Source organism: Methylomicrobium lacus LW14 (assembly GCF_000527095.1).
In the GTDB taxonomy this organism is placed as follows: domain Bacteria; phylum Pseudomonadota; class Gammaproteobacteria; order Methylococcales; family Methylomonadaceae; genus Methylomicrobium; species Methylomicrobium lacus.
On sequence record NZ_AZUN01000001.1, the window covers coordinates 1,153,440 to 1,179,210 of the forward strand.

A 25,771-nucleotide genomic window follows, 5' to 3' on the forward strand; every position below is an offset into this window, starting at 1 on the left:
TATTCGCCTCGGCACGCCCGATTGCACGACTCAATTCCCCTGAATCGTGACCACCGGCGGTTGGGCTTTCTCACCTGTTTCCGCCAGTGTCATGATGATCATCAGGAAGGTAAAGACGCCCTTTGACCTGTAATCGCGGTCGTCGATCCAATAACAATAGTCGCGATATTTGACCGCGGCGAAAGCATCAGCCGAGCATGAGTTTTCCGCATGAATCTTAATCAAGGGCGACAGCGACTGGGTTTCTGCCGGCTCCACAATCTGCGGATAAGTACGGCCTTCCGCAATGTGCTCGGGCGGCACTTCGACATTTGAACCCAATAGATTCAGGATATGGAAGCCGGAACGGGTCTGGATAGCGATCGTGTCATCTTTTCCGGACAACGTGCCGCTGACGACCTTGAACTCCTGAAGATCCGGCCGCAACCCTAACAGCTTCCTGACCCGATCTCGATCGGCCTGGATTTCGGGTGGAAGATCCTTCTGACTGATGACCATTACCGTACCCTCCTGCTTCGATTCCTTGGACACTTCCACCCGCAATCCGAGAACGCCCGAGCCCTGGAGACGCTGCAAGGCCGCCAACAGCCTGACAAAATCGGGCTCCGCCGCATGGCCTCGCGCTCCGCCTTTGCGATTCGAGAGGCCGTTAATCGATTGCGCACCAATCTGTAAAAGCATATCTATGGGCCAGCCTTCCTGAGAAAGCCTTAATAAGTTCGGAGGCGGAATCGGCGTGATCATGACTTGCATAAAGTGAGCACCGGTCAGAGGAGTGTAGGTGATGGTCGGGCGATCGGTGTAGGTTGCCCCGGACCCCAGGTTCACGATATCGCCCACTGCGCTTGCGCTATTGAGCGAGGCCCCCACCGTCAAGGCCCCCTGTAACTGGTAACCGCTGATGATCTGTCCCACGTCTAGGAACACCGGGGTATCGGCATAGCGCATCTTGACGATATTGAGCAGGGTTTGCTGTTTCCATGAACTCGATATCGCATTGATGTAATCGAAGCGGTCGCGATCCACGCTTGGCGGTCCAAAGCTGCCACACCCTTGCAGACTGAGCACGATACCCGCCAGCAGGCACCGGTATTTCAGAGGACGTTTTAAAAGACTGCGAGACCAAGTCATGCTTTTACTCTCCAACTGCCAAGTCGCCGATTCGGTGCTTTTCATTCTTTTCCCGCATCATAACAAAATCCCCACCAAACGCTTAATCAGTTCTTCCAGGGAAATCATCGTCAATGTCAGTGGCAGCAACGGCGCCAGTAGTGCGATAGTGGTTTGCAGCACAGCGGTTTTACTGAACGGAAACGGTCGCATCGTCTGTACGACCTCAAAGCTGCCCGCCATATCGTTCAAGGATTGAATATCGCCGCTGCCGACCAGTGGCTCATCCAGCGATGCTCCGCCGCGCAGCCATTTGTCGTCAAATTCACGAACGTAGCGGTTCGCCAGTGCGCCATATTCAAGCAGACCCTGCCGTTTGGCTTGCGCCAGACGGGGAGCGAACACGCACAAGGGGCCGAGCACGAGCAGCAACACAAAAATCACGGCGACTACGATCTCCGGTTTAAAGTCCAAGAGTGTTTTGCCCTCATAGAAAATGTAGTTGGAGATCAGACCCGCCAGCAAAGCGCCTTGAGACAGCAGTAGCGGCACAAATGCCGCCGCGCTTCCCCCGAGAAAACCGAGTCCTGCGGCCCGGTCGGGATGCGTCGGCACGAGATGCAGTTCCAGTCGGGAAACCTGCCACAGGAACCGCACCCAGATGAAAATGCGAAAATACCAGCGCGCTAAGAGGAATTGAAAAATCGGAATGCTGACATAGGCGTACCAATACCCTGCCAGGGAATAGTGGCGATGCCCATCCACGATGGCCGCATACCAGGTAGCCGATTCGAGCGCCATCTGACTTGACCAGAGGTAATGCATTGCCGTGAATACCAGGACAATCAGCAATACCTCGATCACTATCGAATTGCGCAAGCGCATCGCAGAGCCGATAATGGCTTCGAACTCCAGGAGGGATCGCGCTGGAACGATCCCGCGCTCGGTAAATTGCCGGACGACCAGCCTGATTCGCTGATGGACCGCAAGCTCCGCGACCAACAGCAATGGCAAGGCCAAGAGAAAGCGAACGTGTACATCCACGTCATACACGAAAGGGACTTTAATCGCCCCGCCCAGCGCCTCACCGTTCAACAGCGAAAGCACCAGCAACGGCAACCAGGTCAACAGGGAAAAGAAAATCAATCGGCGCTTGACCAAACCCAATGCATCGGTCGTTAGCCCGGCGTGAATAAAAAGCTGAAAGAGCGGCCCCCCCAACACCAGGGAAAAATCTTCAGCCTGTTTTTTGTCGGCTGAATAGTTCATAGGATTTTAAATATCAAAAAGTCGGAATAATTCGGATAATTCACTGTTTCCACGCTAATCTCCCCAAATTAATGAACATCAAGAGTAGAGGCTGTAATCTTTGATAAGTTTAGTAACAAGCTATTTAAGTTTCTTAGCAAAGAAACACTTTATATTGTTTGAGTGACGAAAAGTTAACATTAAAATTAAATAAAATAATAAATTTCAAACGCTTAAAAAAATATTCGCGTAGCCCGGCATCATTTATGCCATCAACAAACGAGGTGTGATGAAAAATCCCTTGTCAGTTTATTGGAAAGGGCTTACTTCTCTTTGTAATCCCATGAGTTTCCCAAAAGACTCAAAATAATCAATAGGTAGTTTTACTAAGTTTTTAAATGAGGCGTCTTTTGTTAACATTGATATTTACCGAAATAATTAGCCAATATTTGTCCATTTCCCCCTAAACAGAGGAAATTTTATCTCTTGGCTAGGCGCTTAACAGGAGAGAGTTTTATGCGAAAAAATTACGTTCTGGCTGCTGCCTCGCTATCGGCAATGAGCTTTTTGTCAATGGTTCAAGCCGACGAGTATCAAGATGATCGATGGTATATCGCTCCTTACGGGACCTTTATCAATTCCGGCGGCGATCGGAGGGCTGATGATGGTTGGGGCGGAGGCATGGGACTCGGTAAAATGCTTGACGAACATTTGAATGTCGAAGCGAGGGGTTTTTACCAAGGTTTTGGCGGCGATTCGGGCAACTGGGATCTGACCGGCGGTTCCGCAGATCTGCAATATTATCTTTTTCGGGATACCTTCTCGCCTTATGCCGTTTTAGGCTTAGGCGCAATGAATACCAGCCACGGGGGTGATAGCGGCGTAGGCTTCATCGGTGAAGCGGGCGTTGGTTTTACCTATGACGTGATGGATAATTTTATGCTGCGTAGCGATGTTCGCTATCGTTACAACAACAATTTTAATGCGCAAGTCCAGCCCGGCACGGATGAGTTTCATGACATGACCGTCAATGTCGGTTTCGTCATTCCGTTTGGCGAAAAACCGGCTCCGGCTCCGGCTCCTGCTGTTGCCAAGGCCGAGCCCCTTGCTCCGGAACCTACGCCCGTCGAGGCAGATTGCTCGACTCTCGATGGAGACAACGACGGTGTCAATAATTGTGATGACAGATGCCCGAACTCTTTGAGCGGCATTCATGTTGGCAAGTACGGCTGCTGGATAGTCGACGTGAAATTCGACAACGATAAAGACATCATTAAACCCCAATATTATCCGAATCTTGACAGCGTCGCCGAGGCGATCAAAAAGCATCCTGATACCAGGGTTGAAGTACAAGGCCATACCAGTAAAACCGGATCTTACGAACACAATATGGACCTGTCCGAACGCCGTGCAAAAGCAGTTAAGGATTATCTGGTCGACAGCCACCACCTGCCCAATGTAACCTCGCGCGGTTATGGCTGGACGCAACCCATCGACACCAACGATACCGAAGAAGGCCGCGCCAATAACCGCCGCGTGCAATTGGAAGTTGAGGGCAAACCGCAAGCTGAGCATTAACCCCGCGTAAGGGCTCGATGTAGGGTTTACAAGGCAGGAATAGTTAACACTTTCCTGCCTTTTTTTTTGCTCGTTATTGAGCTCACGAAAACTTTGTTCCACTCTCACCCCATTGCATTTTAATGACCTGTTTTACTGATTGAGAAATGGAGAAGGCTGATGAACAACGAACACAAGGTGTTACCCGAAAAATCGTTGGAAAAGCTGATCTCGCACAAAGTGCTTGACTTATTCATCCGTGCCGGATTGATCAGTTTTTTAGTGGTTTATTGCTATCAAATATTCAAACCGTTTTTCGGCTTGATGTTATGGTCGGTGATTTTGGCCGTGGCCCTGTATCCCCTTCATACCATAATCGCCCGCAAGATGGGGGGTAAAGACGGTCGTGCCGCAACGGCCTTGGTGCTGGTGATACTGTTGAGCGTATTAATCCCCACCACGTTATTGGCCATTTCCTTCGCGGATTCAACGACCGGTTTAGTGAAACAAATCCAAAGCGGAACATTGCAAGTCCCCGCGCCCAATGAATCTGTCGCCGGATGGCCACTGGTGGGAAAACAGTTATACGCGCTATGGGCGTCAGCGCATTCGGACCTGGGCGCTGTGATAACGAAATACGAACCCAAAATTGCCGTAGTCACCAAACAAGCTCTGGGCTATGCGGCCAGCGCCGGCACCGGCGTTTTGATGTTTTTGGTTGCCTTGGTGCTTGCCGGGATCTGGATGGCTTACGGCTCATCTGGCCATGCGGCGGCCAAAGCCATTACCAAGCGAATGGCTGGAGACGAGGAAGGAGAAGCCTTAGTTGCGCTTTCGACCTCGACCATCCGTGCCGTGGCGCAAGGCGTCATCGGCATCGCCTGCATTCAAGCCCTGTTACTGGGGGCTGGATTTATCCTGGTAGGTATTCCCGCCGCCGGAATTTTGGCTTTGTTGGTCTTGGTGTTAGGCATCATGCAAATCCCTGCCGCCCTGGTTGCACTGCCGACCATCGTCTATGTGTTATCCACCCATGAATCGACTCCGGTGGCGATTATGTTTACTGTTTATACCCTGGTTGCCGGTATGGTCGACAATATTCTCAAACCCTTGATGTTGGGCCGTGGCGTGGACGCCCCCATGCCGGTGATTTTATTGGGCGCGCTAGGCGGCATGGCGACCGGCGGCATTATCGGTTTGTTTCTGGGCGCGGTGATGTTGGCCTTGGGTTACCAATTGTTTATGGCTTGGGTATATCGTGAAAATGAAGAGGAGGATGCCAAGGAGAGTGCCGGATAAGGCCACTCTCGGTTGCAGCGATGTCTTGACCGGCCACCGTCGGATGCGCTGCGCAGCCTGGAAGTGAGTCTATGTGGCTGAAAACCAGAAAATAGACATAAAAACTTTACATTAACGGCTCGATTATTACCCGTCAACATTTATGTCAAAAACTATCGCTCCCCCCAAAATCACTCATTCCTTCACGGCCTTTTTCAGACTCCCTTTATTAGGTCTAATCGTCTTACTCATTGAAGGTTGCGCCACTCCAGTGGGCATCGATCCGGTAGACATTCAGACCGGTTATCAATTAAATACGGAAAATGCGCTATCGTCAGGAAAGCCTTCCGAAGCCGCAAAAACGGTGCTCAGGCGAAATGGGCTGATGGATCGGTTCGAAAACGAACCGGAAAGGGTACTGGCGGAACTCCACGCCGAACTTAAACCAACCGGCGACGAGGACAAATTGTTCGCATTGGCGGAATTGTCGTTGTTGCATGCCCAAGAAACAGATAACCATGCCTACTTCCTGGCGGCGGCGGTTTATGCTTGGTCACTCTTGTTTCCGGGCGATGGTCAAAGTGTCCAGATCAAGGCTTCTGATCCTCGTTACCGGCTGGCCTACGACCTCTATAACCAAGCGCTTGCACAGGGTCTGGCGAATCCGGAAGACAGCGATGAGGATGAAGTGGAAGTACAAATAAAACCGGGAGCCTATCAGTTGCCTTTCGGAGCCTTAGATTTAACCCTCGACGAAACCGGACTGTCTTGGGGCGGCTACAATCTCGAATACTTTGTCTCGACGGCGTTCTTGGAAGTTCGAGGATTTAGAAATCGCTATCGTAACCCGGGGATTGGCGCCACTCTCGCCGCCAGCATTTCCAGTAAGCATTCAGCATCCAAAGTAGCAGGAGCGAATCGTCTGGGGCCGCATACCAAAGTGCCGGTATGTGTGAATAGAGGCATTATCAAAAATCACGACCAATGGCTTGATATTTTTCTAACCAGTCGACTGACTTTTGGTTTAAGCTTTAACTTTTTATTATCTGGAAATCAATCATGAAATCTGATCATGCAAAGTTGGCTTTGTTTGCTTTTGGCAGTGTATTAGCGGTTGCTAGCAGCACGGTTATCGCAAAAGACTTAACGTCTAAAGTGACTTATTTAGAGCAGGGTTGGGACGTTGAACAAAGGGCTGCCTTTTACCAGACCACGCAAGGCTCCAGAATGTTACCTTATGATTGGTTCCTGAACTTAGAAGTCGAAAAAGGATGCCAAAAATTAAGCGCAGCGTCTAACTTGAGGAAAATGGGGTTTTTAGTCGATGAACGTAGCGACACGAATCCCGATAAATTACCTGTTGGTTTGGCTAAGGATGTAGATCCTGTCAAAGGCGATTCCATAGGCCTTACCTGTGCAGCCTGCCATACAGGTCAATTAAAGTACAAAGGCTCAACTGTTCGTATTGATGGCGGACAAAGCATGATAGACCTTGAACAACTGCAAAATGGCATTCTTGCCTCATTGGAGGCGACGCTCAAAAATGATCAAAAATTTGCCCGCTTCTCTAAAAAAATTATTGGCAAGTTGGCTTCTGATGATCAACGCAATGACCTGACGGCAAAAGTTATCCATTATCGCGATTGGTGGAAAGGCCGTATTGAGCGCAGCAAAGGCCTTACACCCCATGGCCCCAGCAGAACCGATGCCTTTACCATCATAGCGAACGAGATTACCTGTTATTCCCTGAACATACCGGAGAACTGCGCCGCTGCGGTAGCGCCCAATCAATATCCGTTTTTGTGGAATACGCCGGATTTTGAATGGGTACAATACAATTCGTCGGTACATAGCCCTCTTGGCCGTAACGTAGGTGAAGTGACGGGAGTCTTTGCCGAGACGGAAATTCGTTCAGACGGCTCGGTCGGTTCCAGCGCAAACATTAATAACTTGTATGATTTGGAAGAGTTGTTAAAAAAGTTGCATGCACCTGCCTGGCCGGAAAAAATACTGGGCAAGATCGACACCGGCCTTGCCAACCAAGGGGACGTCATTTTTGCTGAAAAATGTTTGAGTTGCCATACCGAGGATCCACAACCGCGAACCGAGCCCAACAAATATGGTACTACCTTTGCGAAAGTGAATTTCGAGACACCTTTAAGCGTGCTGCAAACTGACTCAACGGCTGCCTATGCATTTGCAACCCGTCGCGCTTTACCCGGAGCTTTTTTACCCATTGTGAACGCGTTGGGGATTGTCGGTGCTGATAACAAAGTCCCCGTGGCTTCATTATTGAATATTTCCGGTTCAGCTATTCTCAAGGAGTTCTTCACAACTGGCGACTTGTTGAGAAGCCCGATTGAATACCTCGGCTACCGCGAATCGCTCAGCCCTACGATTGCACAACTGACAACTTACAAAGCACGCCCTTTGAATGGCGTTGCCTTTACCGCTCCGTATCTGCACAATGGCTCGGTCGCATCCATGTATGAACTTCTATTGCCGGCCGCCGAGCGTCTTGATAAGTTTTATGTCGGTAGTAAACAATTTGATCCGATTAACCTAGGTTTCTCGACTAAGCGCGAGGCCCATAGCGTTATGCTCGATACATCTACTCTGGGTAATGGCAATTCAGGCCATGAATTTGGCACGGATTTAAGCCATGACGAGCGTATGGCGGTTATCGAATATATTAAAACGTTGCAATAGCCATAATTGGGGATCCCTGGGAACGCCGAGCCTCACCACCGGACATGCGGTTTTCCGTATCCGGCGGTTGAACCTAGCGACTCAAGTTGTCGCAAAATATGATGGCACCAGAGAGTATTTTCAAGTCCGTGGAAGCCACGCGATCAAAAATCATTTGTTCGCGGCGATTTACGGTTATGTACATTTGCAGCGCCTAAAAGTCCTGGATCTGATCCGGAATTGCCATCGTTTGGCGAGATTCATTCAACGAAGTCATCGCTGCATTTATTGTGGATATTATGCCAGGAGGGAGTATCTCAACCCACATTTTCAGCCAGCCGTCAATGCGTAACTTCTATAGACAATCACACCACCGCCTCAATGCATTCCTCGGAATCGTTCCTCTGATTATTGACCATCGCACTCACCTGCCAGGCCGACATATCGTCGTCGGGAGAGGGTTTCAGAAAGCTTTGAAGTAACTTGACATCATGGACTGTCGATTCAAGCCAATCATTCCAATGGCCGGGCGCTAGGATCACCGGCATATGATTTTGAATCGGACGCAGCAATGTGTTCGCCTCCGTCACGATCATGGCGCAGCTTTCCACATATTCCCCCTTCGGACTCCGCCATCTTTCCCAGAGTCCTGCCAAGGCCATCGGTAAGCGACTGCGCAGTACGATAAACCAGGGCAGCTTAGCTTTTGAACCCGGCACAGCTTGCCATGCGTAATACCCGTCCACGGGTATCAGGCAGCGCCGGCGCCGATAAGCGTCTCGGAATACTGGCTTATAAGCAATGGTGTCTGCACGAGCGTTGATAGCGGGATAACCGATGTCCCTGTTCTTCGCCCAACGTGGAATCAGCCCCCAGTGAGCTAATGTGAAGCACCTTCTATTGCTTTCCTCCCGCATCATTAGAATGGCTTGCGTCGGTGCGATATTAAATCGCGGGCGCAGGCCTGTCGGTACTTCCGCACTGAAGCGATGAGCTAAAGCAAATGGGTCACTGTAAAGAGCGAATCGACCACACATCGGTGTTTTATATTCGTTAATTATGCGCTGTTATCGCCGCTATCGTCGCCATCGGTGCCGATTTTTTTATTTTCCAGTGCGGCAACCCTCGTTATCATGACTAATGCTAAAACGATCGCCAAAACCATGACGACTTCGAACACCATCCTCAACATGGCTATCACCTCATTTGATGAAGATTACTTATTACCCGCCTTATGTTCTGCTTTTTCATACTGGAATATATTTTGGGTGCTTTCTATTGGGCCCCTATAATAACGAATAGTTCACCTCCCCTCTCCGTCGGGTTTTTATTTCATAAACCCTATTGCCACACTACCGATCAGCCGGTTAGCCCAGATTTGCCTATGTTCGCTTGGTTTACCAACACAGCGCGATGGACTTAGGCTCGAACCCAGCAATCGCGAACGATGGCCTGTGCATTATCTATTTGCCATATAGCTTATACAACCCAATAAGCTGCCACACAGATGCCGATAAAGCTGACAATGCTAAAAATTGTTTGGCGCTTAATTGAAGACTTTCCGCCAAATAAACGTGCCAGCAATATAGCACTAAAAGCGACGGTTACCGAGAGGGCTGCAAAGTTCATGACGAAAGGTGTCATGTGCACAAAATATTTCGTCAGTGTGGGCGAAAGCATATTGATCGCTAAGATACTTTTTATTATAAATTTAAGTTTTTTAAGCTCCGAACGTTTATCATAAACTCCGTACATAGGTACGGAGTCAAGCGCAATGGCACAAAATAACTTTACGATTGGCATACTGGCGGAAAAATCCGGGGCGACGATCGAAACGATTCGCTTTTATCAACGGCGCGGCCTGCTTGCAGAACCGGCAAGGCCGTCACAGGGCGTTAGGCGTTACTCCGAACACGATGTGCAGAGAGTGCGATACATTAAGCAAGGCCAAAAACTGGGTTTTTCACTCGCTGAGATTTCAGAGTTACTAAGTCTTGAGGAGGAACGGCATTGCGGGGAAGCAAAAGAAATCGCTCTTAGAAAGCTTATTCTCATCCGAGAACGTATCGAAGGCTTGATCTCGATGGAAACGGCCCTGTCCAATCTGGTGGAGAAATGCGGCAGCACCGGGGCGGCATGTCCGATCATCCATACCCTGCTAGGAAGATCGGAATAAGAAATTTGTGCTTGTTTCCTGCTTCGCCATCTTTATAGCGAGGTAGCCCCGATGAAGCCTTGAGGAATAGAGGAGGCTGATTCCCTAATCCCTTGATTTGTTTTCTTGCATCGAGACTGCCCGTCCCGCTTACAGTCATATATCTGATGTTGGTAACATAAAACGCAGCGATTCAACCGGCGCTGATAACGGCGATAAGCGCGCGTTGCCAGGAGGTCAAGACGATCAAACCGCGCTTTGTTATCGATGGATAACATATGCTGTTCTACCAACAACGCAGCGCAAAGGCTCCGTGCTTGATTTATCAGAACGTCATTATCCATTTCCCACTTACCTAGTATCCCGCGCTTCCATTCGATGTATGCAGCTTGCATAGAGACTATCAAATCATGGTTAATATCTGCCGACATCTCCACCCCCACCATTCCACATAAATTTACAATTTCGATTCGCAAAAAACCGCCAAGGCAATAAACATTCAGCCAACCACCCGGCCAAAGCCGCCAAAGCCTTGATCGCTAGAATCCCGCCGCGCTTCTCCACATATTACCAGATATGCACCGCCCAACCCCTTCCGCCAAGCGACAGGCCTATCACTTTGTTGCCGATATTCAGCCGCACGCCTTTGGCCATTCTTGCCCTTTGCTTGAATCTGAAAATCATAGCCACCTCGCTCCAGCAAATAAAGTCAGTCTCAAAATTGAGTATATTCCTATTATCTTAATTTCTACTTTAGCGATTCTCACTCTTTGCCTGAGCCCGAAATACATAATTTCCCTAAGCCTCACAAAATAAAATTATGTATGGATTTCTTTGGAACACTTGCTCTCGGAGAAGCCACTCTGGACCCAACCCGGCAATCTTCCGGGTTTGACTTTTCGTTATCATCACGCTTGGATGCCATCTTAAACGCACACCTGATTCCGCTTTCAGTAGGGGCGTCTCTTTTGAAGACTCGGGTCTCTGTACACGACAAAAAACCTAAACCATTGATTTACAAGAAGGGCAAATAAGGAGTTTGAAAGTCCATCGCTAATCGGTTTCACTCTCTTGCGACCAGGCAGGAGGTGAAATGGAATTGAGCGATGGACTAAGAGTAATTCTAAAAGGTCATCTGGGCTGGAGCAAGTGCCGATTAGATTGTTTTATCGGGATGTTGTTGGCCTTAGTACGGCTAAAACCGGTGAATCTGACGCAACAGCCCAAAAAAACGAGGCGGCACGGGTTATGCTGTCGATAAAACTCAAGCCGCCTTGGTATCTGGATGAGATGAATGCAGTAACTTTTTGGGCTTGCTCTAAGGTTACTGTAAATCTTACTGTTATTTTTGTCGAATGTTACTGTATTTCGTTGTACTTCGTTGGACAATAAAAAACCCGCTAAGCCTTGCAGCTTGCGGGTTTTTGCACTTCTTTGGTTTTATTAAAACCTTAATTTGGTGCCGACGAAAGGACTTGAACCTTCACGGAGTTGCCTCCACCAGCCCCTCAAGCTGGCGTGTCTACCAATTTCACCACGTCGGCAAATATTTTGGATCAGGAAGCCTTATTTTTTAGCGGCTTCTTTTTTCGGCTCAACGGCTGGTGCAGTTGCTGCCGGTTGCTCCGCTGGAGCTGGAGCCGCAACAGGCGCTGGTACTGCTGGAGCCGCTTCAGTTGCCGGCTGAGGTGCAGCAGGAACCGGAGCATCGACTTTAGCGCCTTCAACAGGCGGCAATGCCACGCTTTCTGTATCGCTGGCTGCGCCGCTCATGATGTCGGTTGCGCCGCCGCGGTGGCCGTTGAATACGGCAAGACCCAGGCTAGTTGCAAAAAACAGGGTGGCCAGAATCGCAGTGGTTCTGGACAGAAACGAGGCAGCGCCTTGCGCGCCGAAAACCGAACCGGATGCACCGCTTCCGAAAGCTGCCCCTGCGTCGGCGCCTTTCCCTTGCTGCATCAGCACCAGGCCGATGATGCCTAAGCCCAGCAAGACGTGAATTATTATAATAGCCTGATACATAGAAAGTCTAAAAAATTCTTAAATCGAGTGATAAATCTTCAGGAAAGAATCGGCATCCAGTGATGCGCCGCCGATCAGGCCGCCATCGATGTCGGGCATCGCGAACAGGCCTTTGGCATTATCCGGTTTGCAGCTGCCGCCGTACAAAATTTGCAATTTAGCGGCGATGTCCTGATTCTGCTTCGCAAAATAATTGCGGATATAAGCGTGGACTTCCTGCGCCTGGTCGTCGGTCGCGGTCATGCCGGTACCGATGGCCCAGACCGGTTCGTAGGCGATTACTGCGCCTTTGAAGGCTTCGATGCCGGCGGCTTTGATTACCGCATCCAATTGCTCATCGATGACCGCGAAGGTTTCGTTCTTCTCGCGCTGTTCCAAGGTTTCGCCGACGCACAAAATCGGGATAATGTTTTGCGTTTGCGCCTGAATGAAACGCGCAGCGACCGATTCGTTGGTGTCGCCGTAATAGCTGCGTCTTTCGGAATGGCCGACGATCGCATATTGGACATCGAACTCAGCCAGCATCGCGGCGGAGATTTCGCCGGTGTAGGCGCCGGAAGCCTTATCGGCAATGCTTTGCGAGCCAAGCCCCAAATGAGTGCCTTTGACGAGTTCACTGACGGCCGGAATTTGAACGTAAGGTGCACAAACCGCAATGTCGCCCTCGGTGTTGCCGAGGCCTGCAAGGATACCTTGCACGAGCGATTTTGCGCTGGCGAGCGAGCCATTCATTTTCCAATTGCCAACAACCAGAGACCGACGCATCATTTTCCCCTCAATGAACTAAATCGCGTATGATAAAGCAAAATGCGCCGGGTTTCAAGCCCGCATTGAATTTCTGACCACGTCGGCGAGTTCATTCGCATAGCCATTGACCGTGTCTTCATAACGACCTTCGACCATCACCCGTATCAACGGCTCCGTGCCCGAAGCGCGCAGCAGCACCCTGCCCTCGTTGCCGAGTTTTTGTTCGACCGCCTTGAGCGCTTTTTGGATCGGCTCGCTCTGATCGGGATTGATCTTTTTCTCGGTTTTGACGTTAACCAGCACCTGCGGAAATTTTTGCATGCCGGACTTCAACTCATACAGCGTTTGCCCGCTGTTATGCATTTCGGCCAGCACCTGTAAAGCCGAGATGATGCCGTCGCCGGTCGTGGTCCTATCCAGACAGATGATGTGGCCGGAGCCTTCGCCGCCGAGCAGACCCTCATGTTCGACCAGCATTTCCATCACATAGCGGTCGCCGACATTCGCGCGCAATAATTTGACGCCCAAATGCTTCAAGCCGATTTCCATACCCAGATTGGTCATCAGCGTGCCGACTACCGGTCCGTAAAGCAGGCCTTCCTGCAAGCGGGATTTGGCGATGATGTAAACCAGCTCGTCGCCATCGACGATTTCCCCCTTATGATCGACCATGATCAAGCGGTCGCCGTCGCCATCGAGCGCGATGCCGAGATCGGCCTGCTGCGCGAGCACGGCCTGCACAAGGTTGTTCGGCTGTGTCGCGCCGCATTGCTCGTTGATATTCAGACCGTTCGGCTCACCGCCGAGCACGACCACGTCGGCGCCGACTTCGCGAAATACGTGCGGCGCAATGTGATAGGTCGCGCCGTGCGCGCAATCGATCACGATTTTAAGTCCCTTGAAATCCAGCCTCGGCGGCACGCTGGCCTTGCAAAACTCGATATAGCGCCCGGCCGCATCGACCACACGCTTGGCCTTGCCGAGACTCGACGAATCGACCGTGGTCATTGGTGAATCCAGGTAGTACTCGATCTGCTCTTCGACTTCGTCAGGCAACTTGGTGCCCAACACCGAAAAGAACTTCACGCCATTGTCGTAGTAAGGGTTATGCGAGGCGCTGATCACGATGCCGGCCTTGGCACGTAGCGTGCGGGTCAGATAGGCGATGCCGGGCGTCGGCATCGGCCCCAGCAGGCGGGTGCCGACGCCGGCGGCGGTCAGCCCCGACTCGATCGCCGATTCGAACATATAGCCGGAAATACGCGTATCCTTGCCCACCAACACGAAACCGGAACCTTCGCTGGCGAAAACCTTGCCGGCGGCCCAGCCCAGTTTCAGAAAAAAATCCGGCGTAATCGGATAGTTGCCGACCGTGCCGCGAATCCCGTCGGTTCCAAAATATTTTTTAGCCATGTTCTATTATCCTGCGTGGAAATAATTCAGCGTCAACTTATACAAAAAAGAAAGGAGAGACTACTGGCAAGTAGCCTCTCCTTGTTCACTCAATCGAGTGGATCAGCGACGCCTAATTTTGTTTGGCGGCTTCGCCCAAAGGTCCGAGCTTATCGTCTTTCGAATTGGCATCGCCGATCGAAGGAAACGAAGTCGGAGTGGAATCGTCCCAACCCTGCGGCTCTCTGACCGTTTTCCGCGCCATCAGATCGTCGATCTGATATTTGTCGATCGTTTCGTATTTGATCAACGCATCGGCCATCGCGTGCAGAATATCGATATTTTCCTTCAAGATGTTTTCGGCGCGCTCGTAGTTGCGGTCGATGATCGAACGAATCTCTTCATCGATCGTGTGCGAAGTTTCCTCCGCAACCGTCTTGTGTTGCGTGACCGAACGTCCTAAAAACACTTCGCCTTCTTCCTCGCTGTACGCCAACGGCCCCAAACGTTGCGACAAGCCCCATTTGGTCACCATGTTCCGGGCCAGTTCAGTCGCGCGCTCGATGTCGTTCGAGGCGCCGGTGCTGACCTGCTCCCAACCGAAGATCATTTCCTCGGCGATACGACCGCCGTACAAGCTCGAAATCATGCTGTCCAGCTTTTGCTTGCTGGCGCTGTACTGATCGCGTTCGGGCAGGAACATCGTTACGCCCAAGGCACGTCCGCGCGGCATGATGCTGACCTTGTAGACCGGATCATGTTCGGGCACGACTCTGCCGACGATCGCATGTCCCGCTTCGTGATACGCGGTCATCTTCTTTTCCTTGTCGTTCATCACCATCGAGCGCCGTTCCGCGCCCATGATCAGCTTGTCCTTGGCTTTTTCGAGATCGGTCATATTGACCACCCGCTTGTTAAATCTGGCCGCAAAAAGCGCTGCTTCATTGATCAGATTCGCCAAATCGGCGCCGGAAAAGCCCGGCGTGCCTTGCGCGATGTATTTGATCTCGACATCGGTGTCGGTCGGTACTTTTTTCAGATGCACCTTCAAAATTTGCTCACGGCCTCTGACATCCGGAAGACCAACGGTGATTTGCCGATCGAAGCGGCCAGGACGCAGCAAGGCCTTGTCGAGCACGTCGGGACGGTTGGTCGCCGCGATCACGATGATGCCTTCGTTGCCTTCGAAACCGTCCATCTCGACCAGCAACTGGTTCAGGGTCTGCTCGCGTTCGTCATTGCCGCCGCCGAGACCGGCGCCGCGCTGACGGCCGACCGCATCGATCTCGTCGATGAAGATAATGCAGGGCGCATGTTTTTTGGCCTGGTCGAACATGTCGCGCACCCGCGAGGCGCCAACGCCGACGAACATTTCGACGAAATCCGAGCCCGAAATCGTGAAAAACGGGACCTTGGCTTCGCCGGCAATCGCCCGCGCCAACAAGGTTTTACCGGTGCCTGGAGGACCAATCATCAACGCGCCGCGCGGAATTTTGCCGCCTAATCGCTGATACTTGGTGGGATCCCTGAGGAAATCGACCATCTCGACGACTTCTTCCTTCGCTTCGTCGCAGCCTGCAACATCGGCGAACGTCACCTTGATCTGATCTTCTTCGAGCATGCGCGCCTTGCTCTTGCCGAAGCTCATCGCTCCGCGCGCGCCGGCGCCGCCGCCCTGCATTTGGCGCATGAAAAAGACCCAGACCGCAATCAACAGCAGCATCGGCCCAAACGACACCAGCAACTGCATCAATAATGAAGGCTGTTCAGGCGGCGTGGCCTTGACATCGACGCCGTTAGCCAGCAAGTCATCGACCATGTGCGGGTCGTTCGGCGCATAGGTTCTAAATAACTGGCCGGTCTGCAGCTTGCCTTTGACAACCTGCTCATCGATCATCACCTGGCTGACCTGGCCGGATTTGACCGCCTCGATGAACTGCGAATAAGACAACGTCGAATCCGCGCCTTCCATCTGCGGACCGAAATTGTTAAAAATGGACATCAGCACGACGGCGATGACCACCCATAAAATTATATTTTTCAACATTTCGTTCAATTTACACGACCTGGGCCGCTAAGGGCTCTCGTAATAAAGCAAGTATCATTATAACAGCAGAGCGGCGCATTACCCGCCGATATTTCCTGTGTTCGCATCGCAAAAAAACCATTTCACCACGCAATTTCCTGCCATTTCCACAGAGATGAGGATGTTTTCTGTCATTTAAAGCCCCGCGCCAGCAAATAAACCTCATTGCTGCGGGGACGCGAGGCCTTCGGCTTTCTAATCAGCACCTTCGCGAATGACTGCTGCACCTGTTTGCAATAAGCCTCGAAGCCTTCGCCCTGAAACAGCTTGACCAAAAACGTGCCGTCTTTGGCCAGCACGGCTTGTGCCATTTCCAGCGCCAACTCGCCGAGATACAGCGCGCGCGGCTGATCGACGCCCTTGCTGCCGCTCATGTTCGGCGCCATGTCCGACATCACCAGATCGACGCGTTTGCCTTCGAGCGCCGCCATCAATTGATCGAATACCGTTTGTTCGCGAAAATCGCCCTGAATGAATTCGACGCCGTCGATCGGCTCGATGTCCAGAATATCCAGCGCGATGATCTGACACTGATTGCCGAGCAGTTGTTTGGCGTACTGCGACCAGCCACCCGGCGCGGCTCCCAAATCGACGACACGTATCCCCGGCTTCAGGATATGGTCTTTTTCCTGTATCTCCTTCAGCTTGAAGACCGCGCGCGAGCGATAACCAAGCTTCTGTGCCATTTTGACGTATTCATCGTCAAAATGTTCCTGCATCCAGCGACTGCTGCTTTTTGTTCGGGCCATGGCAAAAATTTTTGGTGTAGAATAGGCGTTTTTGTTTAGGAAAATTGAGTGAACTCAACGGATAAGAAACAACTCCGGGCCGAGGCGCACAGCCAAAAACCGGTCATCATGATCGGCCAGGCGGGACTGACGCCCGCGGTCCTGGCTGAGATCGAAATCGCGCTCGACTGCCACGAATTGCTTAAGGTTAGAATACGCGCCGAAAGGGAAGATCGCCAAAGGATCAGTCAGGAAATCATCGCGTCGACCGGCGCCGAACTGATTCAGATGATCGGACAAATTGCGGTGTTATACAGATCCAATCCCGAGAAAAGGATTAAAAAAGAGGCGCCGATTAAGAAATCCAAGCCAAAGCCAAAGCCAAAGCCCAAGCCCAAGCCCAAAAAGGATTTTACTAACCGCTGGTAAAAAACCCAAGGTTCAAGGCAGACGCGTGATAATCCCGGCGCCTTGAACCCTGTTTTCAAACTCAAATATACTCGATCGAGATAATTTCATATTCGACATTGCCGCTCGGCGCCTTGACCGTGGCGACATCGCCGGTTTCCTTGCCGATCAGCGCTCTGGCAATCGGCGAACCGATCGAAATGCGGCCTTCCTTGATATTTGCTTCGTCTTCGCCGACGATCTGGTAAGTCACCGTTTTTCCTGAATCCATATCCTCGATCTCGACGGTCGCACCGAACACGACCTTGCCGTTCGGATCGAGCTTGGTCACGTCGATGACCTGCGCATTCGACAATTTGGCTTCGATTTCCTTGATCCGGCCTTCCGCGAAGCTTTGCTGTTCGCGCGCGGCGTGGTATTCGGCGTTTTCTTTCAGGTCGCCGTGCGCGCGCGCGGTCGCGATCGCCTGAATGATGCGCGGACGGGTCACCGTTTTCAGTTCTTCCAGTTCGACGCGCAGTTTTTCCGCGCCTTTCACGGTAAGAGGTACTTTCGTAGTCATTTAATTTACAACTCCAATCATTTTTAACATTCCTTTTCGGGAATTCAATACAAATCCGCAACGCTTCGATGCAAATCCTGCAAGCAGTTCACGCTGCCCGCATCCAACTCGCCTAACGCATAGCAGGCCGCTTTCGCGCCGGCCATCGTGGTGTAATAGTTGACCCGGTGCTGCAAGGCTTCGCGGCGCATCGTAAACGAATCGGCGATCGCCTTCTTGCCTTCGGTGGTATTGATGATCATCTGAATCTGGCCGTTTTTGATCATGTCGACCGTATTCGGGCGGCCCTGATTCACTTTGTACACCACCTCGCAAGCAATGCCCGCCTCCTGCAACACCTTCGCGGTGCCGCCGGTCGCGACGATTTCATATTTCTTTTCGGTCAGCATGCGCGCGATCTCGGGCAATTTCGGCTTGTCTGCATCGCGGATACTGATCAATACTTTGCCGCTGTGATTCAGCTTGACGCCGGTCGCACGTTGCGACTTCGCGAATGCCTCGCCGAAGGTCTTGCCGATGCCCATGACTTCGCCAGTCGATTTCATTTCAGGCCCCAACAGCGGGTCGACGCCGGGGAACTTCACGAAGGGGAATACCGCTTCCTTAACCGAATAATAATCCGGGATGCGTTCCTTCGTGACGCCCTGCTCGGCCAGTGATTTGCCGACCATGCAGCGCGCGGCGATTTTCGCCAGCGGGTAGCCGGTCGCCTTCGACACGAACGGCGCGGTGCGCGAGGCGCGCGGATTCACTTCCAGCACATAGATATCGTTGCCCTGAATCGCAAATTGCGTATTCATCAGGCCGATAACGCCCAGGGCCTCGGCCATCGCCCGCACCTGCTCGCGCAAACGATCCTGCAACTCCATCGACAATTCATAAGGCGGCAAGGAACAGGCCGAGTCGCCCGAATGGATGCCGGCCTGCTCGATATGCTCCATCAGGCCGCCGATCAGCACGTTCTCGCCGTCATAGATCGCATCGACGTCCATCTCGACCGCATCGTCGAGGAAACGGTCGAGCAACACCGGCGAATCGTTCGACACGCTGACCGCCTCTTTCATGTAGCGTTGTAGGCCTTCCTCGTTGAACACGATCTCCATCGCCCGGCCGCCCAACACATAGGAAGGCCGCACGACCAGCGGATAACCCAGTTCTTTCGCCGCATTCAACGCCTGTTCGACCGAACGCGCGGTCGCATTTGGCGGCTGCTTCAGATCGAGGCGTTCGAGCAGTTTCTGGAAGCGTTCGCGGTCTTCGGCCAGATCGATCGAGTCAGGCGAGGTGCCGATGATCGGCACGCCGGCCGCTTCCAAAGCGCGCGCGAGTTTCAGCGGCGTTTGCCCGCCGTATTGCACGATCACGCCCTTCGGCTTTTCGATGTGCACGATCTCGAGCACGTCTTCGAGCGTCAACGACTCGAAATACAGCCGGTCGGAGGTATCGAAGTCGGTCGAAACGGTCTCAGGATTGCAGTTGATCATGATCGTCTCGTAGCCGTCTTCGCGCAACGCCAACGCCGCATGTACACAGCAATAGTCGAATTCGATGCCCTGCCCGATCCGGTTCGGACCGCCGCCGAGAATGATGATCTTTTCGCGATCCGTAACGCGCGCCTCGCATTCTTCCTCATAGGTCGAATACAGATAGGCGGTGTCGGACGAAAATTCGGCCGCGCACGAGTCGATGCGCTTGAAAACCGGGCGCACGCCGAGCTTGTGGCGGACGTTGCGCACTTCCGATTCGGTCGCGCCGAGCAGTTTGGCCAGGCGTTGATCCGAAAAGCCTTTGCGCTTCAGCCGGAACAGTTCGCCTTCTTTCAGCGTCGCCAGGGTCTTGGTCGACAGCGACTTTTCGGTCACGACCAAATCCTCGACCTGCGCCAGGAACCACGGATCGATCTTGCTGGCGTCATGCACGTCTTCGAGCGACATGCCGTTGCGGAACGCATCGGCGACATAGCGCAGGCGGTCCGGACCCGGATGACGCAGTTCGCGCTGCATATTTTCGGCGGCATCGACTTCCTGCATGTCGATGATTTCATCGAGTCCACTGATGCCGATTTCGAGTCCGCGCAAGGCTTTTTGCAGCGATTCCTGGAAGGTGCGGCCGATCGCCATCACCTCGCCGACCGATTTCATCTGCGTAGTCAGACGGTCGTCGGCCTGAGGAAATTTTTCGAACGTAAAGCGCGGCACCTTGGTGACCACATAATCGATCGTCGGCTCGAACGAGGCCGGGGTCTTGCCGCCGGTGATTTCGTTCTTCAGCTCATCGAGCGTATAGCCGACCGCGAGTTTCGCGGCAACCTTCGCGATCGGGAAGCCGGTCGCTTTCGAGGCCAGCGCGGACGAACGCGACACACGCGGATTCATTTCGATCACGACCATGCGGCCGTCTTTCGGATTGATCGCAACCTGCACGTTCGAGCCGCCGGTATCGACGCCGATTTCGCGGAGTACCGCCACCGAGACATTCCGCAGAATCTGATATTCCTTGTCGGTCAGGGTTTGCGCGGGCGCAACCGTGATCGAGTCGCCGGTGTGCACGCCCATCGGATCAAAGTTTTCGATCGAGCAGACGATGATGCAGTTGTCCTTCGAATCGCGCACGACCTCCATCTCGAACTCTTTCCAGCCGAGCACCGACTCCTCGATCAACAGTTCGTTGGTCGGCGACAGGTCCAGCCCGCGTTCGCAGATTTCGATGAATTCTTCGCGGTTATAGGCAATGCCGCCGCCGCTGCCGCCCATTGTGAACGACGGCCGGATGATCGTCGGATAGCCGACTTCCTGCTGCGCGGCCAGCGCTTCTTCGAGCGAATGTGCGGTCTTCGACTTGGCGACTTCGAAACCGATCTTGCGCATCGCCTGATTGAACAGCTCGCGGTCCTCGGCCTTGTTGATCGCCTCCTTGCTCGCGCCGATCATCTCGACGCCGTATTTTTCGAGCACGCCGTTCGCATCCAGGGCGAGCGCGCAGTTCAAGGCGGTCTGCCCGCCCATGGTCGGCAAAATTGCGTCCGGGCGCTCCTTTTCAATGATTTTCTCGACCGTTTGCCAGTCGATCGGCTCGATATAGATCGCATCGGCCATGTCCGGATCGGTCATGATAGTGGCCGGATTCGAATTGACCAGGATGACCCGGTAGCCTTCCTCGCGCAGCGCCTTGCAGGCCTGCGTGCCTGAATAATCGAATTCGCAGGCCTGGCCGATCACGATCGGGCCGGCACCGAGTAATAAGATCGATTTTATGTCGGTTCTTTTTGGCATGTTCTCAATTAAGGCTAAAGGCGAAAGGCAAAAAGCGAAAGGATGAGTTTATCCCCTGCCTTTAGCCTTCCGCCTGCAATTTATTTATTCATTAATTCGATGAAAGCGTCGAACAACGACTCGACATCGTGCGGACCCGGACTCGCTTCGGGATGGCCCTGGAAGCTGAACGCGGGGCAATCGGTGCGCGCGAGGCCTTGGAGGCTGCCATCGAACAGCGAATAGAAGGTCGGAACCACATGCGCAGGCAGACTGTCCTTATTGACCGCGAAACCGTGGTTCTGGCTGCTGATCATCACCCGTCCGGTCGCGGTTTCCTGCACCGGATGATTGGCGCCGTGGTGGCCGAATTTCATCTTCTCGGTTTTCGCGCCACTGGCCAGGGCCAACAACTGATGCCCGAGGCAAATGCCGAATACCGGCGTTTGGGTCGCGAGAATTTTTTGGATCGCTTCGATTGCGTAGGTGCAAGGCTCCGGATCGCCGGGGCCGTTCGACAGGAACACGCCGTCCGGGTTCATCGCCAGCACGGTTTCGGCAGGCGTCTCGGCCGGCACGACCGTGACCCGGCAGCCGCGATTGGCGAGCAGGCGCAAAATGTTGCGTTTGATGCCGAAGTCATAGGCGACCACATGCTTGGTCAGATTTTCGGCCTGGGTGTGCCCCTCGCCGAGTTGCCAGGTATTTTCGGTCCATTCGTAAGTCTCGGTTGCCGACACGACCTTCGCCAAATCCATGCCTTTCAAGCCCGGAAAGCCGTCGATCGCGGCTTTCGCGGTTTCGACATCGACCGTTTCGCCGGCGATGATCGCGCCGCGCTGCGCGCCCTTGTCACGAAGCAGTCGGGTCAGTTTGCGAGTGTCGATATCCGCAATCGCGACGACCTGATTGGCCTTAAGATATTGCTGCAAGGTCTGCTCGGAACGGAAGTTGCTGGCCAGCACCGGCAAATCCCGAATCACCAGACCACTCGCGAACACACGCGCAGACTCGTTGTCTTCGCTGTTACAGCCGGTATTGCCGATATGCGGATAGGTCAACGTCACGATTTGTTTGGCATAGGACGGGTCGCTCAGGATTTCCTGATAACCGGTCATCGCGGTATTGAATACGACTTCGCCTACCGAACAGCCGTCGACGCCGATCGACACGCCATGAAATACTGTTCCATCCTCCAAAACCAATAAAGCGGGTCTAGTCAAACACGTCACCTCTAAATGCACAAAACGGGATGAATCCGTACGAACGCATCCCGTTATAAAATTGAAATCGTGCCATTTTACTAAAAATATCAGGGATTGGTCATTAACAATTTTTTCTCCATAGGCAGTTTAAATTGCCTTTTAGCGGCAGTAACGCGATTACAATGCGCCCACCAACAACAACTAAATTATTGATTTTTATCGCTTTATGTGCGATTAGCCAACAAAATTCATACCGCCTGTGGACTCATTGTTCGTTACGCATTCGCGCTCTTTAATCGTTTGCGCTTGATGTGATCAGCATCATTTCGCTCGAATGGAATGCCTTGAATCCACCCAGCCAGCGAAGGAATTGAGTCGTCAAAACCCAACAACGCGCCGAAAGCAATTGAGGCGCGTCCGAAACGCGAGGCAAATTTTCCTCCCCCATTCTCACTCCTGCAACCCAGCAAATCGACTGAAGGTTGACAACGCACCTCCAGCTTGGGTCAAGCGGGAGGCGCGTGATGCCTTGGATCTTACCGAATCACTCCCGATTCATTCTATCTGGGCGTCGTTGCCGATGCAATATTCGAAAATGCCGATGGACCGCTGGCGTTTTCTGCCCGTACCCGGTACTTGTAACGAGTATTTCGAACCGCATTGGTGTCCTGATAATTAATATTCCCGGTAGAGCTGGCGTCGATTCTGGGCAAAATAATCAGGAGTGAAAGCGACGAAAAATTGCATTTACTCCCTGTGCATCGTTCGATCCTGAACTGTGTTTCGTTATTGGAGTTATCCGTCCAAGCAAGATTCACTTGGGTTTGGGAGACCGCAGCAGCAGAGAGATTACTTGGGGCTGCAGGCGAGCTCACTACCGCTGGCTGATAATTTACCGTGTTGTCAGTACTGGTCGCAGCCGCATTACCGTTTCCTGCGCCATCCTGAGCCACGCCGGACGCGATCGAAGCGATCACGGTGCCGGTTCGCGTCATTCCACTCGCCGCTACGTTATAAGTCGTACCACTTCCTGTCACCGTCGCCGTCGCCGCTCCTGCCGTTCCGCCAAGCACCACGTCGGCCGTAGCAAAGCCGCTGACCGGCTCGCTGAATACGACGGCGAAATTGATTGGCGAACTGCTGGTTGGGTCGCTTTGACCGGCCGCTTGATTGATCGTCACGGTCGGACTCGTGGTATCGTAGCTGATTACGTTGTCGGTGCTTGTCGATGCCGTATTGGCATTTCCACCACTGTCATGAGCCGCGCCAGCGTTGATCGAGGCGGTTACCGCGCCGCTCTGAGTCATTCCGCTCACCGCTACGTTGTAGGTAGTACCACTTCCTGTCACCGTCGCCGTCGTCGCACCGGCCGTGCCGGCGAGCGTCACATCGCCAGTAGCAAAGTCGCTGACGGGTTGACTGAAGACCACGGTAAAGTTGACCGAAGCGCTATTGCTTGGGTCGCTTTGACCGGCGGCTTGGTTGATCGTCACAGAAAGCTGAGGAGGAGCCGATGCGGCATTTTGTAATTCCACGAAGAAATCTGCTGGTTGAGAACCGTCATAATTTCCGTAGGCGTCGGTAGCTCGAAAAACTCTCAGCGTATAGGTGCCGACACCAAAACCTCCAGACGGGGGCTTTATGACATGCATTTCCTGCCGCCCCTCGGTCCCGTATAAATTCCCGGAGTAACTGCCAGTGCCGCAAGTTGGATCGGCTGAATAAGGAACAGGGCAAGCGCTCGTGTCGATGATAGTGCCGCCGGAACTAATCAGTTGCATATCAAGCTCAGGCCCCACGCTTGTTGATACGCAATCTTCGCCAAAAAAAGGCAGATTCTGCCAATCACAGGTCCAATCCCCTCCGATAATCATCGTGGCAGCAATCGGTAGATTCGGACTACTGAGTTCGAAAGGAAACAGCCATTCCTCATCACCATTCAGCGTATTATCGATATCAGGATCTAAATGACCCGTCAAATAGGTATGAGCGGAAAATCCCCATGATCCAGGTGAAAGACCTAGAACTTGCCGTATGGCACTATAGGCATCCATCTGGCCAGCACCCCAGTCATTATTTTTAGTCGGGGAGCCCCAGTGCCGGGCTGTTGTTTCAAGGATCGATTTTATTTCAGAGGGCGTCAGCGATGGATCGGCTTCCAGCATCAAGGCAACCACACCGGTCACAATGGGGGCCGAAAAGGAGGTACCGAACCGCCCGCTATACCCGTTTACGGTCCCACTATTCGCTGTAGTCACATTAGCGCCAGGGGCAACCAAGTCGGGTTTAATTATCCCATTCCATGTGGGCCCACGGCTTGAAAATGCCGCCAGCGCATCGCCGGCCTCTGTTTTATTGTAAGTGGCTCCAACTGCAATGGCTTTTAACGCTTCGCCCGGCGAGAAAACTTGATATTGCGCCGGCCCCGAATTTCCTGCCGCCGCAACGACAACTTTTGCAGCCCTGGAAGGATAAGCGCAGGTTACTCCTCCAACAGACCAAGCCGGCTCCGCGACGCAATTAACCGCAAAAGTTAACGCGTTGGTTGAGGCAGTATTGGCATCTACTTCACCCAGACTCAAATTTAAAACTTTTACGGTAGGCAAACCGGCACACCATTCAACGCCTTTGATGACATCGCTATCAGAACCGGATCCACTCGAGTTTAAAACTTTGGCCGCAGCAACACCGGCATTACGGGCAACGCCGGCATAAGTTGCATTCGGATTACCATCGCCGGCCGCAGCCGATACCACGGCGGTTCCGTGACCTTGATCATCATAAGCCGCAGGTTCCCCGGCAGTTATCGCACTTCCGTCTGCTGCGACATTGCATCCTCCCGTGGTGGCATCACAAAATGCGAATACATGCTCGTTGGTTTGCTGATGCGCTGTGTCGACACCTGTATCTATGGCGCAAATACCAATACCGGCCCCGCTTAACGCAGGGCTCGCCAAACTGCTCGCCGCATTGATACCAAAATCGGATCTTACATCAGCTATGTAGGCTTTAACCGCAGCATCCTCTTGTATTTCAAAAACACGCGGAGCCGTTGAAAGCGCCCTAATTTGCGCTGTGGTCATTTTGGCGGCAAATCCGTGAAATAGCGAAAACTCGTGCTTCACCTGAAATGGGCCTACCAGTTTCTGGAAAGTCGTGGCCTTTTCAGGACCCTTTAACATGACAATCACATTGAGCATTTGGTCCGCTGGATATTTCGCCATTTTTTCCTGCAGCTGTTTGCTTATCCGCTCGTATTTTTTATCGACAACTGGGGAGGCGTTTGTGGGAGGGCGTGGCGTTGCCTCAGGCAACTCAGGACTCAAAGTTGCCG

The 25,771-nt window shown here is 52.6% G+C and carries 21 protein-coding genes and 1 tRNA gene; 6 read left to right on the plus strand and 16 right to left on the minus strand.

All coding sequences use genetic code 11. The annotated features are described in order from the left end of the window. Window positions 1-30: 30 nt before the first annotated feature. Window positions 31-1,176 carry a hypothetical protein gene (locus METLA_RS0105165; RefSeq protein WP_152539381.1) on the minus strand — a complete coding sequence of 382 codons (1,146 nt, stop codon included), beginning with the start codon at window positions 1,174-1,176 and terminating at the stop codon, window positions 31-33. A 12-nt stretch (window positions 1,177-1,188) separates the two neighbouring features. Further along, on the minus strand, window positions 1,189-2,379 hold the full coding sequence (locus METLA_RS0105170) for a hypothetical protein (protein ID WP_024297541.1): 1,191 nt from the start codon (window positions 2,377-2,379) through the stop codon (window positions 1,189-1,191). A 495-nt stretch (window positions 2,380-2,874) separates the two neighbouring features. On the opposite strand from METLA_RS0105170, the gene METLA_RS0105175 reads away from it, so the two are divergent. The 4 genes from METLA_RS0105175 (at window position 2,875) to METLA_RS0105190 (ending at window position 7,902) form a co-directional block, all read left to right on the plus strand. Beyond that, the gene (locus METLA_RS0105175) at window positions 2,875-3,936 is read left to right on the plus strand and encodes an OmpA family protein (RefSeq protein ID WP_024297542.1); all 1,062 of its coding nucleotides are present in this window, start codon (window positions 2,875-2,877) and stop codon (window positions 3,934-3,936) included. Between the two features lie 159 nt (window positions 3,937-4,095). Then, entirely contained in the window at window positions 4,096-5,214 is a 1,119-nt protein-coding gene (locus METLA_RS0105180; RefSeq protein WP_084480071.1) for an AI-2E family transporter, read from the plus strand. Window positions 5,215-5,356: 142 nt separating this feature from the next. Continuing rightward, the gene (locus METLA_RS0105185) at window positions 5,357-6,256 is read left to right on the plus strand and encodes a hypothetical protein (RefSeq protein ID WP_152539382.1); all 900 of its coding nucleotides are present in this window, start codon (window positions 5,357-5,359) and stop codon (window positions 6,254-6,256) included. Then, window positions 6,253-7,902, plus strand: coding sequence for a di-heme-cytochrome C peroxidase (locus tag METLA_RS0105190; protein WP_024297545.1), 1,650 nt, complete (start codon window positions 6,253-6,255; stop codon window positions 7,900-7,902). The genes METLA_RS0105185 and METLA_RS0105190 overlap by 4 nt, the downstream gene beginning before the upstream one ends. 344 nt (window positions 7,903-8,246) lie before the next feature. Here METLA_RS0105190 and METLA_RS0105195 read toward each other — a convergent pair whose 3' ends face one another. The 3 genes from METLA_RS0105195 to METLA_RS22905 form a co-directional block, all read right to left on the minus strand. Beyond that, complete coding sequence (locus METLA_RS0105195; protein ID WP_029646433.1) at window positions 8,247-8,918, minus strand: SOS response-associated peptidase; 672 nt, start codon at window positions 8,916-8,918, stop codon at window positions 8,247-8,249. Window positions 8,919-8,938: 20 nt separating this feature from the next. Then, a complete protein-coding gene (locus tag METLA_RS23690; RefSeq protein WP_281171929.1) occupies window positions 8,939-9,073 on the minus strand; it encodes a hypothetical protein in 135 nt (44 codons plus the stop codon). 287 nt (window positions 9,074-9,360) lie between these two features. Further along, a complete protein-coding gene (locus tag METLA_RS22905; protein ID WP_024297547.1) occupies window positions 9,361-9,636 on the minus strand; it encodes a hypothetical protein in 276 nt (91 codons plus the stop codon). A gap of 19 nt (window positions 9,637-9,655) precedes the next feature. Here METLA_RS22905 and METLA_RS0105210 point away from each other — a divergent pair, with 19 nt between their 5' ends. After that, window positions 9,656-10,057, plus strand: coding sequence for a MerR family transcriptional regulator (locus METLA_RS0105210; RefSeq protein ID WP_024297548.1), 402 nt, complete (start codon window positions 9,656-9,658; stop codon window positions 10,055-10,057). Between the two features lie 546 nt (window positions 10,058-10,603). Here METLA_RS0105210 and METLA_RS21780 read toward each other — a convergent pair. The 7 genes from METLA_RS21780 to rlmE form a co-directional block, all read right to left on the minus strand. Further along, the gene (locus METLA_RS21780) at window positions 10,604-10,720 is read right to left on the minus strand and encodes a DUF4236 domain-containing protein (protein ID WP_084480072.1); all 117 of its coding nucleotides are present in this window, start codon (window positions 10,718-10,720) and stop codon (window positions 10,604-10,606) included. A gap of 773 nt (window positions 10,721-11,493) precedes the next feature. Continuing rightward, window positions 11,494-11,580 (minus strand) — tRNA-Leu (locus METLA_RS0105225). 22 nt (window positions 11,581-11,602) lie between these two features. Beyond that, entirely contained in the window at window positions 11,603-12,028 is a 426-nt protein-coding gene (gene secG / locus METLA_RS0105230) for a preprotein translocase subunit SecG (protein ID WP_425411741.1), read from the minus strand. A 48-nt stretch (window positions 12,029-12,076) separates the two neighbouring features. Beyond that, window positions 12,077-12,823 (minus strand): triose-phosphate isomerase, encoded by a 747-nt coding sequence (gene tpiA, locus METLA_RS0105235; RefSeq protein WP_024297551.1) that lies wholly within the window; start codon window positions 12,821-12,823, stop codon window positions 12,077-12,079. A gap of 54 nt (window positions 12,824-12,877) precedes the next feature. Then, complete coding sequence (gene glmM, locus METLA_RS0105240; protein WP_024297552.1) at window positions 12,878-14,218, minus strand: phosphoglucosamine mutase; 1,341 nt, start codon at window positions 14,216-14,218, stop codon at window positions 12,878-12,880. 112 nt (window positions 14,219-14,330) lie between these two features. Beyond that, on the minus strand, window positions 14,331-16,244 hold the full coding sequence (gene ftsH, locus METLA_RS0105245) for an ATP-dependent zinc metalloprotease FtsH (RefSeq protein ID WP_024297553.1): 1,914 nt from the start codon (window positions 16,242-16,244) through the stop codon (window positions 14,331-14,333). A gap of 170 nt (window positions 16,245-16,414) precedes the next feature. Beyond that, window positions 16,415-17,032, minus strand: coding sequence for a 23S rRNA (uridine(2552)-2'-O)-methyltransferase RlmE (rlmE, locus tag METLA_RS0105250; RefSeq protein ID WP_024297554.1), 618 nt, complete (start codon window positions 17,030-17,032; stop codon window positions 16,415-16,417). Window positions 17,033-17,080: 48 nt separating this feature from the next. Between rlmE and METLA_RS0105255 the strand changes: the two genes are divergently transcribed. Next, window positions 17,081-17,440, plus strand: a complete 360-nt coding sequence (locus METLA_RS0105255) for a YhbY family RNA-binding protein (RefSeq protein WP_024297555.1) — start codon at window positions 17,081-17,083, stop codon at window positions 17,438-17,440. 61 nt (window positions 17,441-17,501) lie between these two features. Here the strand turns inward: METLA_RS0105255 and greA are convergent, their stop codons facing one another. From greA to METLA_RS21310, 4 genes are all read right to left on the minus strand, one after another. Next, window positions 17,502-17,981, minus strand: coding sequence for a transcription elongation factor GreA (gene greA / locus METLA_RS0105260; RefSeq protein ID WP_024297556.1), 480 nt, complete (start codon window positions 17,979-17,981; stop codon window positions 17,502-17,504). A 44-nt stretch (window positions 17,982-18,025) separates the two neighbouring features. Continuing rightward, window positions 18,026-21,253, minus strand: a complete 3,228-nt coding sequence (gene carB / locus METLA_RS0105265) for a carbamoyl-phosphate synthase large subunit (protein WP_024297557.1) — start codon at window positions 21,251-21,253, stop codon at window positions 18,026-18,028. A gap of 80 nt (window positions 21,254-21,333) precedes the next feature. Next, a complete protein-coding gene (gene carA, locus METLA_RS0105270) occupies window positions 21,334-22,455 on the minus strand; it encodes a glutamine-hydrolyzing carbamoyl-phosphate synthase small subunit (protein ID WP_024297558.1) in 1,122 nt (373 codons plus the stop codon). A 542-nt stretch (window positions 22,456-22,997) separates the two neighbouring features. Further along, on the minus strand, window positions 22,998-25,763 hold the full coding sequence (locus tag METLA_RS21310; protein ID WP_152539383.1) for a S8 family serine peptidase: 2,766 nt from the start codon (window positions 25,761-25,763) through the stop codon (window positions 22,998-23,000). Window positions 25,764-25,771 lie beyond the last annotated feature (8 nt).

Bases quoted from the DNA above. Each gene is read 5' to 3' on its own strand.
- METLA_RS0105165 (WP_152539381.1), bottom strand. From the start codon at position 1,176: ATGAAAAGCACCGAATCGGCGACTTGGCAGTTGGAGAGTAAAAGCATG.
- METLA_RS0105170 (WP_024297541.1), bottom strand. From the start codon at position 2,379: ATGAACTATTCAGCCGACAAAAAACAGGCTGAAGATTTTTCCCTGGTG.
- METLA_RS0105175 (WP_024297542.1), top strand. From the start codon at position 2,875: ATGCGAAAAAATTACGTTCTGGCTGCTGCCTCGCTATCGGCAATGAGC.
- METLA_RS0105180 (WP_084480071.1), top strand. From the start codon at position 4,096: ATGAACAACGAACACAAGGTGTTACCCGAAAAATCGTTGGAAAAGCTG.
- METLA_RS0105185 (WP_152539382.1), top strand. From the start codon at position 5,357: ATGTCAAAAACTATCGCTCCCCCCAAAATCACTCATTCCTTCACGGCC.
- METLA_RS0105190 (WP_024297545.1), top strand. From the start codon at position 6,253: ATGAAATCTGATCATGCAAAGTTGGCTTTGTTTGCTTTTGGCAGTGTA.
- METLA_RS0105195 (WP_029646433.1), bottom strand. From the start codon at position 8,918: ATGTGTGGTCGATTCGCTCTTTACAGTGACCCATTTGCTTTAGCTCAT.
- METLA_RS23690 (WP_281171929.1), bottom strand. From the start codon at position 9,073: ATGTTGAGGATGGTGTTCGAAGTCGTCATGGTTTTGGCGATCGTTTTA.
- METLA_RS22905 (WP_024297547.1), bottom strand. From the start codon at position 9,636: ATGTACGGAGTTTATGATAAACGTTCGGAGCTTAAAAAACTTAAATTT.
- METLA_RS0105210 (WP_024297548.1), top strand. From the start codon at position 9,656: ATGGCACAAAATAACTTTACGATTGGCATACTGGCGGAAAAATCCGGG.
- METLA_RS21780 (WP_084480072.1), bottom strand. From the start codon at position 10,720: ATGATTTTCAGATTCAAGCAAAGGGCAAGAATGGCCAAAGGCGTGCGG.
- tpiA (WP_024297551.1), bottom strand. From the start codon at position 12,823: ATGCGTCGGTCTCTGGTTGTTGGCAATTGGAAAATGAATGGCTCGCTC.
- glmM (WP_024297552.1), bottom strand. From the start codon at position 14,218: ATGGCTAAAAAATATTTTGGAACCGACGGGATTCGCGGCACGGTCGGC.
- ftsH (WP_024297553.1), bottom strand. From the start codon at position 16,244: ATGTTGAAAAATATAATTTTATGGGTGGTCATCGCCGTCGTGCTGATG.
- rlmE (WP_024297554.1), bottom strand. From the start codon at position 17,032: ATGGCCCGAACAAAAAGCAGCAGTCGCTGGATGCAGGAACATTTTGAC.
- greA (WP_024297556.1), bottom strand. From the start codon at position 17,981: ATGACTACGAAAGTACCTCTTACCGTGAAAGGCGCGGAAAAACTGCGC.
- carB (WP_024297557.1), bottom strand. From the start codon at position 21,253: ATGCCAAAAAGAACCGACATAAAATCGATCTTATTACTCGGTGCCGGC.